Below are 16,477 nucleotides of genomic sequence, written 5' to 3' on the forward strand. Positions count from 1 at the left end.
TTTTCACTTCAACCTATTAACCTTTGCTACATCCGTCAGTCTCACACAGCCTGTTGCACCCAGTTGCTCCAATATAAGTAAATTCAGAACTTTCTAAATATATACCTTTTCCCTTCACTATCCAGAATAAGCTGTTTTCCGCTCAGTTTCTCGATAGTAAATACACGCGTTTTGGAGTTCCAATCCGTATAGGGCAAAAACTTGTCCAAGGTATTCGGATTGTGTTCCAATTCCAATGTCAACTTGTTTTCATTCACCGTATTGTAACCATAACGGTAAAGAACAGAGTTGGAATCAGGCTGATATATCTGATACATAAACAGTATATTCTGAAAATTATAAAATACCGTATCAGCCTGTATCACTTCTCCGTTCGCCTCCACCTGCTGCAGTTGCCATTTGCCTTCCAGCTTGTGTTCCGTATCATTATTACATGCAGCCATCAAGATTGCAACAGCGGCTATTATCCAGTATTTCATTCCTTTCATATTATAACAAACCTTTTGTACTTGGTAGTTCATATTTATAAATATCACGACGTATAGCCATTTTCACAGCCCTTGCAAAAGCCTTGAAAATACCTTCTATCTTATGGTGTTCGTTCGTTCCTTCCGCTTTAACATTCAGATTCATGCGGGCGGCATCACTCAGGCTCTTAAAGAAATGAAGGAACATTTCCGTCGGCATATCTCCCACCATCTCACGGTGGAACTCAGCGTCCCAGACCAACCACGGACGTCCGCCGAAATCGAGGGCTACGCTACACAGGCAATCATCCATAGGCAGACAATAGCCGTACCGTTCAATGCCGCGCTTATCGCCCAGGGCTTTCAGCAATGCCTCTCCAAGAGCGATCGCCGTATCTTCAATCGTATGATGTTCGTCGACGTTCAGATCACCCTTTACACGTATAACCAAATCCATACCGGAATGTTTTCCTATCTGGTCCAGCATATGGTCAAAAAAACCTAATCCGGTCGAGATTTCAGTCTTTCCGTTACCGTCGAGATTTACTTCGACATAGATATCCGTCTCTTTGGTGGTGCGCTGTACGACGGCACGACGCTCACCGGCAAAAAGAAATTCGGTCACCTTATCCCAGTCATCCGTTATCAGGACCGGCGACAGGGATGGATTTTCAGCCAGCAACTGCGACGCCTCTTCGTCGGCAGGACGCAGCCAAATGCCTTTCGTCCCCAGGTTCACAGCCAGTTGCATATCCGTCAGGCGGTCACCGATCACATAACTGTTTGCCAGGTCATATTCACCGGTCAGATAGCTGCCCAGCATGCCGGTACGCGGCTTGCGACCCGGCGAATTATCTTCCGGAAAGGAACGGTCGATCAGGATATCGTCAAAAACAATCCCCTCGCCTTCCAGTGCCTTCAACATTTTAGTATGAGCCGGCCAGAAAGTATCTTCCGGGAAAGAAGACGTTCCCAATCCGTCCTGATTTGTCACCATGACAAACTCGAAATCCAGTTGCTTACGTATGAAATATAAGTTACGGAACACCTTCGGGTAGAACTCCAGCTTCTCCAGGCTATCCAGCTGGTAATCTACAGGAGGTTCTATCACCAAAGTTCCGTCTCTATCGATAAAGAGGGCTCTTTTCATGCTTACATATTTTTTAAAGCCTTCAACAAGGCGTCGTTTTCTTCCGGTGTACCGACTGTGATGCGCAGACAACCGTTACACAACGTCACATTATTGCGGTTACGTACAATAACGCCTTTCTTTACCAATTTATTATATACGGAATCGGCCTTACCTACATTCACCAAAATAAAGTTGGCGTCGGTCGGGTACATTTTCTGAACGATCGGCAGTTCCGGCAAAGCCGCCTGCAGACGGATACGTTCAGACATGATACGGCGCAACTGGTCCAGCATCTCCCGTTCGTTGTTCAACAGCTCCAATGCCTGCTTCTGTGTCAACATATTGACATTGTAAGGATATTTGATCTTGTTCAAAATCGCTACAATTTCAGGAGAAGCAAATGCCATGCCCAGGCGGAGACCGGCGGCACCCCAGGCTTTGGATAGTGTCTGCAGCACGATCAGGTTCGGGAATTTCTTCAATTCCGGAAGAAAAGAAGACTCTGCCGAGAAATCGATGTAGGCTTCATCCAGGACAACGATCCCTTCGAAGTGATTCAATATCTTATAGATCTCCTCCCGGTCCAGGCTGTTTCCCGTCGGATTGTTGGGAGAACAGAGGAAGATTATTTTCACCCATTCGTCCACTTCGTCCAGCAAAGCATCCGCATCCAATTCGAAATCGGAGGTGAGATTAACCTTTCTGAAATCGACATTGTTTACATTCGCCGCCACTTCATACATACCGTAGGAAGGAGCTATGCTGACGATGGTATCGATTCCCGGCTCACAGAAAGCACGGATCACGAGGTCGATCGGTTCGTCGCTGCCATTTCCCAGAAAGATGGAATTGCGGTCAACGTCTTTCAGCTCGGCAATCCGGTCTTTCAGTTCCCACTGCAAAGGATCGGGATAACGGTTATAAGGCTCGTTATAAGGATTCTCGTTCGCATCCAAAAAAACAGATGCACTACCGTGAAACTCGTCTCTTGCAGAAGAATATGGTTTCAATTCCCAAATATTGGGTCTGACAAGGTCTTTTAAATCCATCATATTGTTTTCAATCTTATTGTTACTGCATTACGGTGGGCATCCAGCTGTTCGTTACCCGCCATGACCTGGATGGTTCCACCTAAACTCCTGATACCTTCGGCAGTGATCTCCTGGAAGGTTATTTTTTTGATAAAGCTATCCAAATTCACGCCGCTGTATGCTTTGGCATATCCGTTGGTGGGAAGCGTGTGATTGGTGCCTGAAGCATAGTCGCCGGCACTTTCCGGTGTATAAGGCCCCATAAACACACTGCCGGCATTCTCGATCTGTTCGGCGATATGCGCGTAGTTCTTGGTCTGTATAATCAGATGCTCCGGAGCATACATATTGGTGAAATCGATCACCTCCCGTTCATCCTTTAACACGATTATACGGCTGTGTTCTAATGCCTTTTCTGTAATTTCCTTACGGGATAGTTCGGATAACTGACGGCTGATGGCATCGGCAACAGGAGACACCATGCTTTCGGCGGCTGTAACCAGGATAGCCTGGCTGTCGGCTCCATGCTCTGCCTGCGAAAGGAAATCGGCGGCAATGAAATCGGGGTTGGCTGTCTCGTCGGCAATCACTTCTACTTCGGAAGGACCTGCCGGCATGTCGATAGCGACATCTTTCAGGCTGACAAGCTGCTTGGCTGCCGTTACATATTGGTTTCCGGGACCGAATATCTTATAGACTTTGGGGACGGATTCCGTTCCGTATGCCATAGCGGCAATCGCCTGTATACCGCCTGCTTTAACTATTTTGCTGACACCGGCTGTACGGGCTGCGAAAAGGATGGCGGGGTGTACCTTGCCTTCTTTATTCGGAGGCGTACATAAAACGATCTCCTTACAACCGGCGATATGGGCCGGAACAGCCAGCATCAAAACGGTAGAAAACAGAGGAGCCGTTCCTCCGGGGATATACAGACCGACTTTCTCGATGGCAACAGCTTTCTGCCAGCAGGTCACGCCGGGAGTCGTTTCTACTTTATGTCCCGTGAAACGTTGGGAAGCATGGAACTTTTCGATATTGTCCTTCGCTGTGCGAATAGCCTGCTTCAATTCTTCGGAGACAAGTTCACAAGCCTCTTCTATCTCGGCTTCCGATACCTGAAGATTCGCCAACGTTACTTTGTCAAACTTCTCTTCATATCGTTTTACGGCAGCATCTCCTTCCTGGCGCACTTCATCCAGTACGGTACGAACCGTATCGAATAAAGTCGTCACATCCAGCGCCGGACGCTTGACCAAAGATGACCAATCTTCTTTTGACGGGTATTTTATTATTTCCATAACAACTATACTTTCTATAAGATCATTTTCTCAATCGGGAGAACCAGGATGCCTTCTGCGCCCAACGCTTTGAGCTTTCCGATGATTTCCCAAAAATGTTTCTCTGCAATCACTGACTGGACAGAAACCCAGTCGCCGTTTGCCAGCGGTGTCACTGTCGGGCTTTTCATACCCGGCAATACCTCTATGATCTCATCCAGCTTGTCTTTCGGAGCATTCAGCAATACATATTTCTTTCCTTCAGCTACCTGGATCGCTTCAAAACGGAACAGGAGTTCATCCAGGATAGCCAGCTTTTCTTCCGACAGGTTATTGTTGGCAATCAGAAGCGCTTCGCTCTGCATGATCACTTCCACTTCCTTCAACTGGTTGCTGACCAATGTGCTGCCCGAGCTGACAATATCGAAAATAGCGTCAGCCAAACCGATACCCGGAGCGATCTCGACTGAACCGCTGATCACATGCAAATCCGCCTTTACCCCTTTTTCCTTCAGATAAGCCTTCAGTATCTCCGGATAAGAAGTAGCGATAGTCTTTCCCTCGAACCATTCTACGCCTTGATACTCTTCATCCTTGGGAATAGCCAGGGACACGCGGCATTTACTGAATCCCAACCGTTTCACCAGGCGGGCTTCTCCCCCTTTTTCAACATATTCGTTTTCGCCTACAATACCTATATCAGACACTCCGTTTGCCACAGACTGAGGAATATCATCGTCACGCAGGAACAGCACCTCTACCGGAAAACCTTTTGCCGATAAAAGTAAAATACGTTTTCCTCTGTTCAGTTTGATACCTGCTTCTTCCAATAATAGCATTGTTTCGTCGTATAAACGACCTTTCGATTGTACTGCAATTCGTAACATGTTTATTTTTTATTTTAATAATTATATTCTTTCCGAAAACAAAATAAGGCTTACCGAATAACGGCAAGCCTTACTTAGATTATATTATGCGTATCCACACACCTCACAGCCCACCGAACTATTGCCCGTTGTAATGATGATGATGGTGATGTGATACTTTTCTTCTCATTTGTTGTTTTATTGATGCCACAAAGTTACAATAATAATTGAAAATGCAAATAAAACTATCAAAAGATTAGCGATTCGGCAAACTTTTTTCTAGGATGCCAACTTTATACCGATAATCCCGCATATCACCAGCATGGCAGAAAGGATACGCCATATACCTGCCGAATCCCCGAAAATAAAGATGCCGATCAATAATGTACCGACCGCCCCGATACCGGTCCAGACCACATAAGCCGTTCCGATCGGAATGGTCCGTTGAGCCAAATATAAAAAGTATCCGCTCAGCGCCATCGAAATGACAGCTACCGAAAGATAAAGAAAACGTGATCCCGTTGTCTGCGCCAGTTTCATACCGACAGGCCAGCCTATTTCAAACAGGCCGCCCAGCAATAAATAAATCCATCCCATAATTACATCAGTGTTTTAATCTATATAAATGATCGGCTTGTTGCCGTATTTTATTAGCCAGCATAGGCGGATAGTCCGGATGATCGGCAAAGAATGCATCGACCTCTGCCCTCGCCTCCGCGGACGTGTGGCCGGAAAGCAGCGCACGCGTCCAGGCTGTCGGGAAGAAGATATCGCCGGTACGCTGCACTTCCTGCAGGATATCCAAAGCCGGACGAATATAGTTTATCGCTTCTTCCTGCCTGGAGGAGTGATTCAGGTTTGCCAATGCAGCGGATGCCCACGGCTCGACACGACGGTTCTCCGCAATCAGCAAGGAAGCGAAGACACTGTCGCGCACCTCTTTATGAGGAGAAACGGAAGGCGAAATGAATGCATATTCCCGTTTCCGGTCCGAATTGGTGATACGCGATTGCTGCATAGCGATAATCTCATCGGCCTGCTCCGGAAGATGGAGCGCCAGCGAGTAAGAAAGACTGATATAGTCGCTCTCACTCAGTGCACAGCCCGCCGGAGCCTGTTCCTTTTTCCATATAGCATATAATGCAGCGACCGATTCCGGCGACTTCGCCAATGAACGATACGAGCGGAAAGCCTGTAAACGGTGCTGCGGAACGGAGGAAGTCGTCACGATCTGCCATAACGTCTTTTCCAATGGAGCAACATCCGTCTGATACAGCCGCTGGCAATTGCCGATATAACCCAAAGCGGCAGAGAATAGCAACGAGTTATTCTCCTCCGGCAAATACTTCAGCATAGCTTCCATATAAGAAGCAGGCGAAATAGTCCGGTTCAACAGGTTCTCATACAAAGTGACCTGGATGGAGCCTCTCAGCAGTTCCTCTTTACAAACCGGGAGATAGGCAGCACAAGCCTCCGCATCCGCTTCACTCAAACGGAAAAAGCCATATCCTTTTCCATCTATATTCGGGACAATGAAACTACCCTCTTGCGGGAGTCTTTTCAGTTTCTTTCGGAAGGAATTTGAATTTCTCCCGAGAGAAACTGAAATTTCTTCCGGATCCCCGTTTTTCGGGACAATCCGGAAAGAGAGATCCTGCGGCCAGTTCAATCCCCGGTCGAACGGGTCGTTTTGCGAGACAACCAGGCTATCGCCAACCAGAGAAGCCGTGATTTCAGGCATGCCTTTTTCATTCACCCATATATGACTCCAGGTTTCGAGATCGTCATCCGTATATTTATCCAGGATAGTGATCAATCCTTCCCAGGTTGCATTTCCGTAAGCGTATGTTTTCAGATATTCCCGGATTCCCTGCCGGAAAGCATCTTTTCCCATCTTCTTGATAAGCATCTCCAGTACGACGGGCGATTTGTCATAGATAATGTTGCCATACACCAAACCGGCATTGCGCAAATTATCCAGGTCCTGCTTGATGGGATTCGCACCGGCTGTACGGTCTTCCGAATAAGCCGGCGGGATATAATTCTGCATAAAGTTCAAGGCATGATTGACATTCGGATACAACGGCTCGACAATCTGGGAGGCAAAATAGTTGGCAAACACCTCTTTCGTCCAGACATCGTCAAACCATTTCATCGTCACATAATCGCCGAACCACATATGCGCCGTCTCATGGGCAATCAGGGCACTGCGGCTCAACTGCTCATTGAGTGTCGGATTTTCATTCAAGAACATCCGGCGGTCCGTATAGAATGTAGCTCCCGTATGCTCCATGCCGCCGAACTGGAAGCCGGGAAGAATGATGAGATCGTATTTGGCAAACGGATACGGAACAGCCGTATACTCTTCCAGCCACGCCAAGGCATCGAAAACCTCGGAGGCGATCTCCGGACATTGAGCTATTTTCTTAGGGTCTGTCTCACGATGGTAAATGGAAATCTCCCTGTCCTCCCGCGTATACGTTTCGCGAACGAACTCTCCGGCTGTAAAGGCAAACAGATAGGTACTCAACGGCTCCGTCTCCTTGAAAGAGATGATTTTCCGGTCCGGAACAGAGAGCGTGTCGGTCTTCCCTATCGCACCGTTGGTGACAGCCTGCCAGGTTGCCGGGACCTCCAGTGTCAGTGTAAACAAGGACTTCATGTCCGGCTGGTCGAAACAAGGGAAAGCTGTCCGCGCCCTGTCAGGCACCAGCAAAGTATACAGAAATTCATCCCGCCTGTTCAAAGACTGGTCCGTCGGGGTGAATGCTATATCTATTTTATTTTCACCGACTTTACTCCGGTCTGCCGGGATAATAATATGTTCGTTCTTCACTTCATAAGGCACCTGCTCGTCATTCAGCCGTACAGAAGCGACCTGCGAAGCCTCTCCTCGAAAGTCTATAATGATCGGGAGCTTCTCTTTCAGAGACAGCCGGATCACAGCCTTTCCCCCGACCGGTTCCTGCCTGGACTCCGGAATGGAGAAAAACAGATCGTATTTCACCTGCCCGAAATGTTCTTTCCTGAACTGAGCCAGTTCATGGCTCACGCCTGCTTCCTGCAGGACAACGTCTTTCTGCTGTGTTGCACAGGCTGACAACAGGCCCACAGCTGCTATTCCTACCACCTGAAAAATAATATGATTTGAATGTGCCATCCTTTTACTCTCTCAAATATTCTGCTATCGACATAAAATTGCGCTCCAGTAAATACATTTGCGACGCCATAAAAGTAAAAAATTCTCCCCAATCCTGTTTACGGTGAAAATCGATTCCTTCCTTGGCTGTATAAATTCGGGCGACTTCTTTTCCCGTCTCCCGGACAAAACAAATATCCCAGATCAAACCTTCGGGGAAATCCTTCTCTAACATTTCCTTATACCAAGTGAGACGTTCGTACATTTCCAAACGAAGTTCTTCGCTCCGGTGGTTTACCTCCAGGATCACATAAGCACCGCTGCGGCTGATATCGAACTTCAACTCGACACCTTTGACTTTAGTATCGTATAAAGTCCATATTTTTTTACGCCCCCGCAGATAAGGCTGTACTTCACAATAAGCGGCGAAACTTTCCCAAAACTCCAGTTTCAGGTTCTTTAATTCGTCTTTACTATACATCTTTTTTAGTTGACAATTGACAGTTGACAGATGACAGTTAAAAGAAGGAGCCAAAAACACCTGTCCACTGTCATCTGTCAACTATCAACTATTTATAAATATCTTTTTTCCTCAATCTGATAACTTCTCCATATTCCGCCAGCTTCTTCATATCTATACGGCTGGAATTGCCTACTATCACATAGACAACTGGCTTCAGACGGACATTATGCCTGTAAAAACGGACAATATCCTGCATATCCATCTCCGAAAGGTCGGCCAACAAGGCTTCATTCGGATCCCGGTCGAATCCGCTTCTCCGGAAATAGGCAACCTTTTCCGACAGTTCCCTGAAAGAGGGGAAATCATTATTTACCTGGTTGATGATCGACTGCTTGATTGTTTCGATCCGCTCCGGTTTTTCCGGCATTTCACAGATCAGCGATTTCATCACTTCCATGGCATCCAGCGTCTTGTCGCTCTGCGTGGAAAGCATCGTGACAAACTCTCCCGCCTTTCCCGACAACTGATGGGGCGGCAACAGATAACGCCCGTTTACCCGATAGGCAAGCGAGCGGAACTCCCTGATCTCCTGAAACATCAAAGAGGACATATCTCCGCCGAAATAAGCAGAGAACAGCCGGGAAGCATGACGCGACCAGGCATCATCCGTCACTTCTCCTTTGGCAAAACCGTAAACGATACTTTGCGAAGCTGTCGGCATATCCATAAAATACACAACCGGTTTATCATATGCTTTTGCATCCCGATAGTAGGGTTCTTTTACTGCAACAGTGATCTCCTGCAACGGAAGCGTTGCCTTTATCTGCTCTGCAACCTGACCGGCAGGCAGTGTTCCGCAATAATGCAAATCACATTCCATCCGGCGGACATCTGCAAAAACGTTCAGCAAATCCTTTCCTTTCAGCTTCTTGATCTCTGAAAGGGATAATTTTTTAAGAAACCTCGATTGTTCGCCATACTTCACCATTTCCAACATGGCAAGGGCAATGTTATCGCTCGATTCGAAGAAAGCCTTCTCTATCACTTTAGCACCATTTATTACCTGGCGTATCTGTTTATCATCGGCTTTTACATGCGCGATAAAATCACCTGCCAGCTTTACGGTCTCTTCAAAATGCTTGTCAAAACCGGTAATGCGGACAGTAAACTGTTTCTCGTTTGCATCGAAAGACAGCGTGCTGCCCAGCACCTGCAACCGCGTCCGGAACTCCTGGTACGACAGGGAGTCCGTGCCCAGGAACTGCAGATAATTTGCCAGAAGCATTAACCGGGGCTGTTCCAGCATCCCGATCTGATACACCATATTCAGCGTAAATATATCCGTAACCGGATTTGCCGTTGCATATAAAGTAGCCAATGGAGTGAGCTGGCTTATCTGTACGTCTTTCCCGAAATCGATAAAACGCGGGGCAACCGTCTGCACGGGCAATTGCTCCAGCCGTTTGGCATATTCGGATGATGCTTCCGAGTTTTTAGGAACAACCGGATTGAAATCAGGCTTTGCCAGGTTGTCTTTCGGGTATTTGCCTGTTGTTTTAGTGACACACAAATAGTTATCACTAAAATATTTACGGGCAACACGGATAACATCCTCCCGTGTCAGAGCTTCTATCCGGGCTACTTCCTGCAGATACTCTTCCCAGCTTTTACCCTGCGAATACAGCGACATCAGTATACGGGCACGCGAGTCTATATTTTCCAGGTCGGAAGCGTACTGCCGGTGTTGTTCCTGTTTCAGGCTATTAAATATTTCGTCACTGAAATCTCCCTCTTTTACCCGGTTTATCTCTTTCCATACTAATTTTTCCGCTCTGCCGTATGTCTGAAACATCAGCTTCGGGATAATGGCTACTGCCAGTATTCCGGCTTCGTTCATGCTCTCGTTCATGGCCATCGAAGCCATGATCTTCCTGTCGACCATCAGTTTGTCGAGAAAGCCGGTTCCGTTTGCATTGTTCAGCATATTCACTGCGACAGCCAGTGCGACCTGGTCTTCATGATTGGCAGGGATACCACGGAACCCCAATCCCATCGCCTTTACCAAAGGGACAGGAAATTTTATTTTCATTATCTCCTTCCCCTTGAACGGTGGCAGAGCAACAGCTTCTTTTTTAGGAGCTTCACCCGGACGGATGCGCGAAAAAGTCTTTTCCAGGATGGGCAGTACAGCGTCCGAGTCAAAATCACCACTCAAAATCAAAGCCATATTGGATGCCACATAATACTCCTCAAAAAACTTCCGCATCTCTGTCAGACGCGGATTCTTCAGATTCTCCGTGCTTCCAATGATCGGATAGGCATAGGGATGCGGTGCGAAATAGCGGGCAAGCAAACGTTCCATAACAGGACCGCCGATAAAGTCGCCGTACATGTTCTTTTCTTCATAAACAGTCTCCAACTCGCTTTGGAACAGGCGGAAGACAGGATTCAACAGGCGTTCGCTGTTTATTTCCGCCCATTGCTCCATATATTGCGGGGAGAAAGTATTGAAATAGATGGTGGCGTCGTATGAGGTCGCGGCATTCAGTCCTGAACCGCCATATTTGGAAATCAGACGATTGAACTCATTCGGGATCACATAATCGGACGAGCGGATACTCAGTTCGTTTATCTCTTTCTGAATACCGGCACGGGCTGCTTCATCTTTTGTCCGGGCAAGTTCGTCATATTTCATGACAATAGAATCCAGGAGTACTTTCTCTGCTTCATAATTCACCGTACCGATCTTGTCGGTACCTTTGAACATCATATGTTCGAAATAATGAGCAATCCCTGTATCCGGACAATCTTTCGCCCCGGCCTTCACAACGACAGCTCCAAACACCTTCGGCTGACTATGATCCTCATTCAGCCAGACGGTCAATCCATTATTTAGTGTATGTTCTTTTACTTCAAGCGCTTTTGTATTCTGAGCGGTTAACAGATTTGTACCAGTTGTAACTAACATCATCGTCAAAAATGCTTTCATGGTATATTTTCACCATCATTTATGACTTACAAAGATAGCTCATTCCCACAAGTAAATAGGATTTGATAAGATATTTTTGGACTATTCTTTCAAATCTGAAGTATAAAACAATATTCCCCGCTACTTTTCTAGAAAATGGGACTGCGTTTTCCTTTTATTAAGACACCTGCTACTTTATAAAACTGTATCAAACTCATATTTATTCTTTCCTTTGCGGAACAATAATGAAAGCGAACACTAGTATGCAATATCTGAATATCGCAGGTTTTAATATATTATTGGATTTTGACTTCAACCCCTTTCTCGAAATGAAGAATTTTATCCCCTTCATCGGAAAAAGCCAGGAGAAGCAAGCTACAGACCTGTGTACCATCTCTGTCTATCCTGGCAGAGAAATAAAAGATATACCCGTATTCGTGTATTCAACCACCACAGAAACAGGTTCCTATGGTATATATCAAAACGATGATTTGAATATAGTCATATACCAGTCTGCCGAGTCAGGCAACAAATACCGTTTGCTGGCCGACAAAACATGGAAAGAACTCACAATCGACTTTGTTCCGACCACAAGTGCCGAAAGTCCGACTGTCTTAAATCTGTTTCTCATGTTGGCCTTTATTTACAGCTCTTCATTTCATGATACAGTTCTGATTCACGCGTCTTCCATCAAAAAAGAAGAAGAGGGATTTGCTTTCTTAGGCCCTTCCGGAATCGGCAAAAGCACCCATTCCGACCTGTGGCTGAAATACATCCCTGACGCTACTTTATTGAACGACGACCAGCCGGCAGTCCGTATAATAGGAAACAAACCTTATATATATGGCACTCCCTGGAGTGGAAAAAGAGACTATTATCGAAACGAAAGATCTCAGCTGCAAGCCCTCTACAAAATGGAGCAAGCGAAAGAAAACCGCTTGAAGCGATTGTCTGCCATTGACACATTCCGACTTTTACTGGCCTCCGCATCTATGATACGCCACGACAAGCCGACTTTCAATGCGATCAGTCAGACTTTGGCCCGACTTGCAGGAACCGTTCCTGGCTACCATTTGCAATCAAGGCCAGAACGAGAAGCTGCCGAAATGTCTTACAACAGAGATAGATAATTGTTTAATTTTAATACGAATAGAAAGTGAAAAAGAAAAATTTAAAAATGTACGAGAAACCAAAAGTGGAAGTCGTAGAAATCCACTTGAATGAGTGTATCGCTGGTAGTGGTGCTGTTCAAATTTCTGCAGGGAAATTCGAACGTCACAACTTTGGAACAGGAACAGATGGGAATTCTCCTTGGGAGCATAATTGGATCGATTAATAATTTAAACAAAAACATTACGAATTAATGAAAACATTTATCAAAACATTAGTAATTAGCAGTCTGTCGTTGTCCATGTTTACTGCATGTAGTAACGATATGGATGATAATGGAAAAGGAACTGATACTCCCGATATAAAATGGACAAGTGTCACGATGCAACTTGCGAATACTGCTCAAGGTTTTGACAATAAACAAGACTTGCCTCTAACAAAAACGGGAAATGGAGAAATATGGCCAGAATCAACACCATTAAGAAGTAGCGACGAACAACTTCAAGCTATTTATCCATTAGAGAACGTAGGACATAAGATTTATTTAGTAAAGGTCGATAATGATAATAACTGTATAGCAACAGCAACTCAAGTAAATGAAAATGATTTGACATTGACTTGGAAGCTATCACTTTCCACTGATTCAGATAATTCAATTTCGATAAAAGGAGAAGGTGAAGATTCAGATTGCAATAATCCTATTAATTTAAAACAGGGGGATAAAGTATATTTTGCTTCCACAAAAGATATTACAAAAGCTACTGCTAAGAAATCAGATGTTTTGACCATCCCGGGAGGTGATGTATATGCCCCTATTGGTGATATCTTATTTATTAGTGAAGCAGCCTTATTCGTTAATATCGACAATGAACAGATTATATTTGAATCTGAAAATGCTATAAGTACAGGCCAAAAAGACCGATATGAATTACCTATATCATCAGAAGATACTCAGGAAACAATGAGTATGATTCATTTGGAACGTGCTACAACATTATTAAATGTACAACTTGCTATCAAAACAGAATCAGGGAATTCAGCAAATAACGCTGATTACATCAAAGACTACCTTAATCAGGTAGCAAAGAAAGAGTTAATTACAGATATAAATAAACAATTCCGTGCTCGTTTCTTCTTTACTGGTTATCCTAATGCATATGACATGACAAGAACAGCACCGATATCGGCAAGCACTGATGAATATACAGCCATTAGCTATAGATGGTGTTCTCCTGTAAACGAAATGGATTTTCCATTAGTCAGTACAAGTAGAAAGTTCTCCGGTTTCAGAGATATGTCCCTTCCTTATATCACTCCACATGATTTCAGAAATAGTAACAATCAAACTATGATTTATATGACTTTTGAAATTTTGGATACAAACGGGGAAACTCCTTTATATAGAGGTACTATTGCGGGAGAATTCGCCGCAGCCGACATCATGGCAAGAAACACAAATGTTGTTGTATTATATGCCCTAAATGTATCTGAATTAGGAGGTTTATTAAGTAGACCTATTTCAAAATCACTTGTCACCCGTTCTGCTGTTGAAGATGAACTGTTCGGTACAATGATAGATGCTGATGTTGAATTCGAATATTTAACCAAATAACGCACAAACATATCATGGAGCTCCCCTCCTCTACCCGTATCATCCAGCTGCCGAATGAATTAATCATTCAAGAAGTGGCAACATGTTTACGTAAAGGACAAACAGCTACCATACGTATAAAGGGGAACAGTATGTTCCCCTTTTTGCGCCATGAGAAAGACGCCGTCCGGCTGCAATCCATTCATCCGGACCAACTCAGATGCGGGCAAATCGTATTATTCAAATACGGTCCCGTTTATCTCTTACACCGGATTATCCGTATCGAAGCCTCACAGCTTTATATCCGCGGTGACAATCGAGTCGGATTTCCACTTGAAATTGTAGACAAAGATGCTGTCGTAGGATACGTCACCTCCATCCAGCGAGGAACCCGATGGATGCCTCCCGAACACTTCGGATGGCAACTAATCTCCTCCCTCTGGATACACTCATATCCGCTACGGCTCCGACTCTCAGGCTTAAAAAAATACATTCGAAAAATCCTAAAATAATCAAACTCATGAAAACCTTTAAACTTAAACAAGGCTATAAAATACAAGAAATAGCAGAAGAAAAAGTCCTTTTCCCTGTCGATATGGCCAATGTGGATTTCACCAATATGCTCGTGCTCAACACCACCTCCACCTTCCTGATTCAAATGCTGCTCGAAAAAGCATACAGCAAGGAAGAGCTGGCAACAGCCCTGGCCGACCAATTCGACGTAGATCACTCTACCGCCGAATCCGATATCGAAGAACTGATAAACACCCTGCAAAACTTACATATCCTGGATACCGACATCCAAGAAGCATGAAGCAGATACTCTACTATTTCTTCCATCTTTCCAAAGGCTTTCGGAAAGAGATAATCAGACTCATTTCCGTGGGAGCAATCGAAGTTGCGCTCTCGCTTATCATCGTATGGTTTTCCAAACGGGTAATCGACACCGCAACTCACTCACGCGAAGGGGCCTTACTCCCGCCCCTGCTCCTGCTCGGAGGCTGTTTCCTGCTCTCCATTATCTGCCGGACGTTCCTTTCCAGATGGTCTGTGCTTCTGCAAACCCGTCTACAAAACACCCTGCTCCACCGTTACTTCTCCACCCTGCTCCATGCCGAGTGGAAACCGGCGCAAGCCTTTCACAGCGGTGATATCATGTCGAGAATGCACACCGATATCAACGACGTAGTCAATACCTTCGTCACCGCCATCCCCCAAGTCATCCTGATGCTATTAAGCCTGTGCGGAGCATTCTACTTCCTATACACGATGGAGCCCATCCTAGCCGGTGTCATAGTCGGAATGATCCCCTTCATCCTGTTGCTCAGCAAGGCCTACTTCAAAAAAATGCGAAAACTATCGACAGAAATCAAACAGTCGTCCAGCCATATCAAACAATTCTTCCAGGAATCCATCCAGCGTAGCGAAATAGTAAAGGCACTCCGCTTCGAAAACCTGCTCCTGCGCCAACTGGACAACCGCCAGTCGGACTATATCGGCAAGGTCAGACAGCAGAACACCTTCTCTATCTTCTCCAACCTAGTATTGTCCATCGGTTTCCTGTCCGGCTACCTCGTAGCCTTCACCTGGGGCGTTTACAGCCTCCAAAGCGGTAAAATCTCATTCGGCACCATGACAGCCTTCCTGCAACTGGTCAGCATGATTCAAAGCCCGGCTCTCGGTCTGGTGCACACCATCCCCGGCTTTATCACTGCCTACACATCAGCCGAACGCCTGAAAGAAATCAATTCCCTTCCGGAAGAGACACAGGAAGCTTCTCTCCGCCCAATAGACTGCACGAAGCTGCAACTTCAACAGGTCACCTTTTCCTACACGCCGGAAAAGCCTGTCCTGACAGATATAAATATGGAATTTCGCTCCGGCGAAATCACCGCCCTGGTCGGTCACAACGGATGCGGCAAGACAACCCTGCTCCGCCTGCTTCTGGCACTGGTATCTCCCTCCCAAGGCCATATCACCCTGACAGACAACCAGGGCCACATCCATCCAATCGGAAAACAGACCCGTATCAATTTCTCATACGTGCCACAAGGAAACTACCTTTTCTCCGGCACGGTACGCGATAACTTAAAAGCAGCAGCCCCCTTAGCTACAGACGCCGAACTTTTGCAGGTATTGAAATCGGTCTCCGCCGATTTCATCCTGCAAACAAAAGAACAATTAGATTTAAAATTAAGAGAAGGTGGAGAGGGCTTGTCCGGTGGAGAGACACAGCGCCTGGCCATCGCCCGCGCCCTGCTTTGCCCGGGAAAAATCCTCTTATTAGACGAAATCACTTCTTCCCTGGATGAACAAGCCGAACGAGAAATCCTGGCTTTACTCAAAAACAATGTAAAAGATAGGATTATTATATTGGTATCGCATAAGCGACAGGTGGTGGAGTTGTGTGATGAGGTTTATTCGTTGGAGTGA

General features: G+C 45.8%; 15 protein-coding genes. 6 read left to right on the top strand and 9 right to left on the bottom strand.

Annotated features, from left to right (window positions below; genetic code table 11):
* Positions 1 to 83: 83 nt before the first annotated feature.
* The 9 genes from DXD68_RS01930 to DXD68_RS01970 form a co-directional block, all read right to left on the bottom strand.
* Positions 84 to 479: a lipocalin-like domain-containing protein gene (locus DXD68_RS01930; RefSeq protein ID WP_233576962.1), complete on the bottom strand. Its 396-nt coding sequence runs from the start codon at positions 477 to 479 to the stop codon at positions 84 to 86.
* Between the two features lie 10 nt (positions 480 to 489).
* A complete protein-coding gene (gene hisB, locus DXD68_RS01935; RefSeq protein ID WP_122360055.1) occupies positions 490 to 1,617 on the bottom strand; it encodes a bifunctional histidinol-phosphatase/imidazoleglycerol-phosphate dehydratase HisB in 1,128 nt (375 codons plus the stop codon).
* A gap of 2 nt (positions 1,618 to 1,619) precedes the next feature.
* On the bottom strand, positions 1,620 to 2,651 hold the full coding sequence (gene hisC, locus DXD68_RS01940; RefSeq protein ID WP_122360056.1) for a histidinol-phosphate transaminase: 1,032 nt from the start codon (positions 2,649 to 2,651) through the stop codon (positions 1,620 to 1,622).
* Entirely contained in the window at positions 2,648 to 3,928 is a 1,281-nt protein-coding gene (hisD, locus tag DXD68_RS01945; RefSeq protein WP_122360057.1) for a histidinol dehydrogenase, read from the bottom strand. Before hisD ends, hisC begins: the two co-directional genes overlap by 4 nt.
* Before the next feature lie 14 nt (positions 3,929 to 3,942).
* Positions 3,943 to 4,794 (bottom strand): ATP phosphoribosyltransferase, encoded by an 852-nt coding sequence (hisG, locus tag DXD68_RS01950; protein ID WP_122360058.1) that lies wholly within the window; start codon positions 4,792 to 4,794, stop codon positions 3,943 to 3,945.
* Positions 4,795 to 5,052: 258 nt separating this feature from the next.
* Positions 5,053 to 5,370, bottom strand: a complete 318-nt coding sequence (locus DXD68_RS01955) for a DMT family transporter (RefSeq protein WP_122352747.1) — start codon at positions 5,368 to 5,370, stop codon at positions 5,053 to 5,055.
* Positions 5,371 to 5,377: 7 nt separating this feature from the next.
* Positions 5,378 to 7,933 (bottom strand): M1 family metallopeptidase, encoded by a 2,556-nt coding sequence (locus DXD68_RS01960; protein ID WP_122360059.1) that lies wholly within the window; start codon positions 7,931 to 7,933, stop codon positions 5,378 to 5,380.
* Between the two features lie 4 nt (positions 7,934 to 7,937).
* Entirely contained in the window at positions 7,938 to 8,393 is a 456-nt protein-coding gene (locus DXD68_RS01965; RefSeq protein WP_122360060.1) for a DUF4268 domain-containing protein, read from the bottom strand.
* A gap of 88 nt (positions 8,394 to 8,481) precedes the next feature.
* Positions 8,482 to 11,343 (bottom strand): M16 family metallopeptidase, encoded by a 2,862-nt coding sequence (locus tag DXD68_RS01970; RefSeq protein WP_410510708.1) that lies wholly within the window; start codon positions 11,341 to 11,343, stop codon positions 8,482 to 8,484.
* A 263-nt stretch (positions 11,344 to 11,606) separates the two neighbouring features.
* Between DXD68_RS01970 and DXD68_RS01975 the strand changes: the two genes are divergently transcribed.
* From DXD68_RS01975 to DXD68_RS01990, 6 genes are read left to right on the top strand one after another with little or no spacing between them, the layout of a single operon-like run.
* Entirely contained in the window at positions 11,607 to 12,473 is an 867-nt protein-coding gene (locus DXD68_RS01975; protein ID WP_147382969.1) for a hypothetical protein, read from the top strand.
* Positions 12,474 to 12,499: 26 nt separating this feature from the next.
* Positions 12,500 to 12,679 carry a hypothetical protein gene (locus DXD68_RS24015; protein ID WP_147382970.1) on the top strand — a complete coding sequence of 60 codons (180 nt, stop codon included), beginning with the start codon at positions 12,500 to 12,502 and terminating at the stop codon, positions 12,677 to 12,679.
* 27 nt (positions 12,680 to 12,706) lie between these two features.
* Complete coding sequence (locus DXD68_RS01980; RefSeq protein ID WP_122360062.1) at positions 12,707 to 14,065, top strand: hypothetical protein; 1,359 nt, start codon at positions 12,707 to 12,709, stop codon at positions 14,063 to 14,065.
* 14 nt (positions 14,066 to 14,079) lie between these two features.
* Entirely contained in the window at positions 14,080 to 14,556 is a 477-nt protein-coding gene (locus DXD68_RS24045; RefSeq protein ID WP_158585842.1) for a S24/S26 family peptidase, read from the top strand.
* 8 nt (positions 14,557 to 14,564) lie between these two features.
* Positions 14,565 to 14,858 carry a PqqD family protein gene (locus DXD68_RS01985; protein ID WP_158585843.1) on the top strand — a complete coding sequence of 98 codons (294 nt, stop codon included), beginning with the start codon at positions 14,565 to 14,567 and terminating at the stop codon, positions 14,856 to 14,858.
* Positions 14,855 to 16,477, top strand: coding sequence for an ABC transporter ATP-binding protein (locus tag DXD68_RS01990; protein ID WP_122360064.1), 1,623 nt, complete (start codon positions 14,855 to 14,857; stop codon positions 16,475 to 16,477). The genes DXD68_RS01985 and DXD68_RS01990 overlap by 4 nt, the downstream gene beginning before the upstream one ends.

It is taken from the genome of Parabacteroides sp. TM07-1AC, assembly GCF_003480915.1.
Taxonomy (GTDB): Bacteria; Bacteroidota; Bacteroidia; order Bacteroidales; family Tannerellaceae; genus Parabacteroides; species Parabacteroides chongii.

Bases quoted from the DNA above. Each gene is read 5' to 3' on its own strand.
- DXD68_RS01930 (WP_233576962.1), bottom strand. From the start codon at position 479: ATGAAATACTGGATAATAGCCGCTGTTGCAATCTTGATGGCTGCATGT.
- hisB (WP_122360055.1), bottom strand. From the start codon at position 1,617: ATGAAAAGAGCCCTCTTTATCGATAGAGACGGAACTTTGGTGATAGAA.
- hisC (WP_122360056.1), bottom strand. From the start codon at position 2,651: ATGATGGATTTAAAAGACCTTGTCAGACCCAATATTTGGGAATTGAAA.
- hisD (WP_122360057.1), bottom strand. From the start codon at position 3,928: ATGGAAATAATAAAATACCCGTCAAAAGAAGATTGGTCATCTTTGGTC.
- hisG (WP_122360058.1), bottom strand. From the start codon at position 4,794: ATGTTACGAATTGCAGTACAATCGAAAGGTCGTTTATACGACGAAACA.
- DXD68_RS01955 (WP_122352747.1), bottom strand. From the start codon at position 5,370: ATGGGATGGATTTATTTATTGCTGGGCGGCCTGTTTGAAATAGGCTGG.
- DXD68_RS01960 (WP_122360059.1), bottom strand. From the start codon at position 7,933: ATGGCACATTCAAATCATATTATTTTTCAGGTGGTAGGAATAGCAGCT.
- DXD68_RS01965 (WP_122360060.1), bottom strand. From the start codon at position 8,393: ATGTATAGTAAAGACGAATTAAAGAACCTGAAACTGGAGTTTTGGGAA.
- DXD68_RS01970 (WP_410510708.1), bottom strand. From the start codon at position 11,343: ATGTTAGTTACAACTGGTACAAATCTGTTAACCGCTCAGAATACAAAA.
- DXD68_RS01975 (WP_147382969.1), top strand. From the start codon at position 11,607: ATGCAATATCTGAATATCGCAGGTTTTAATATATTATTGGATTTTGAC.
- DXD68_RS01980 (WP_122360062.1), top strand. From the start codon at position 12,707: ATGAAAACATTTATCAAAACATTAGTAATTAGCAGTCTGTCGTTGTCC.
- DXD68_RS24045 (WP_158585842.1), top strand. From the start codon at position 14,080: ATGGAGCTCCCCTCCTCTACCCGTATCATCCAGCTGCCGAATGAATTA.
- DXD68_RS01985 (WP_158585843.1), top strand. From the start codon at position 14,565: ATGAAAACCTTTAAACTTAAACAAGGCTATAAAATACAAGAAATAGCA.
- DXD68_RS01990 (WP_122360064.1), top strand. From the start codon at position 14,855: ATGAAGCAGATACTCTACTATTTCTTCCATCTTTCCAAAGGCTTTCGG.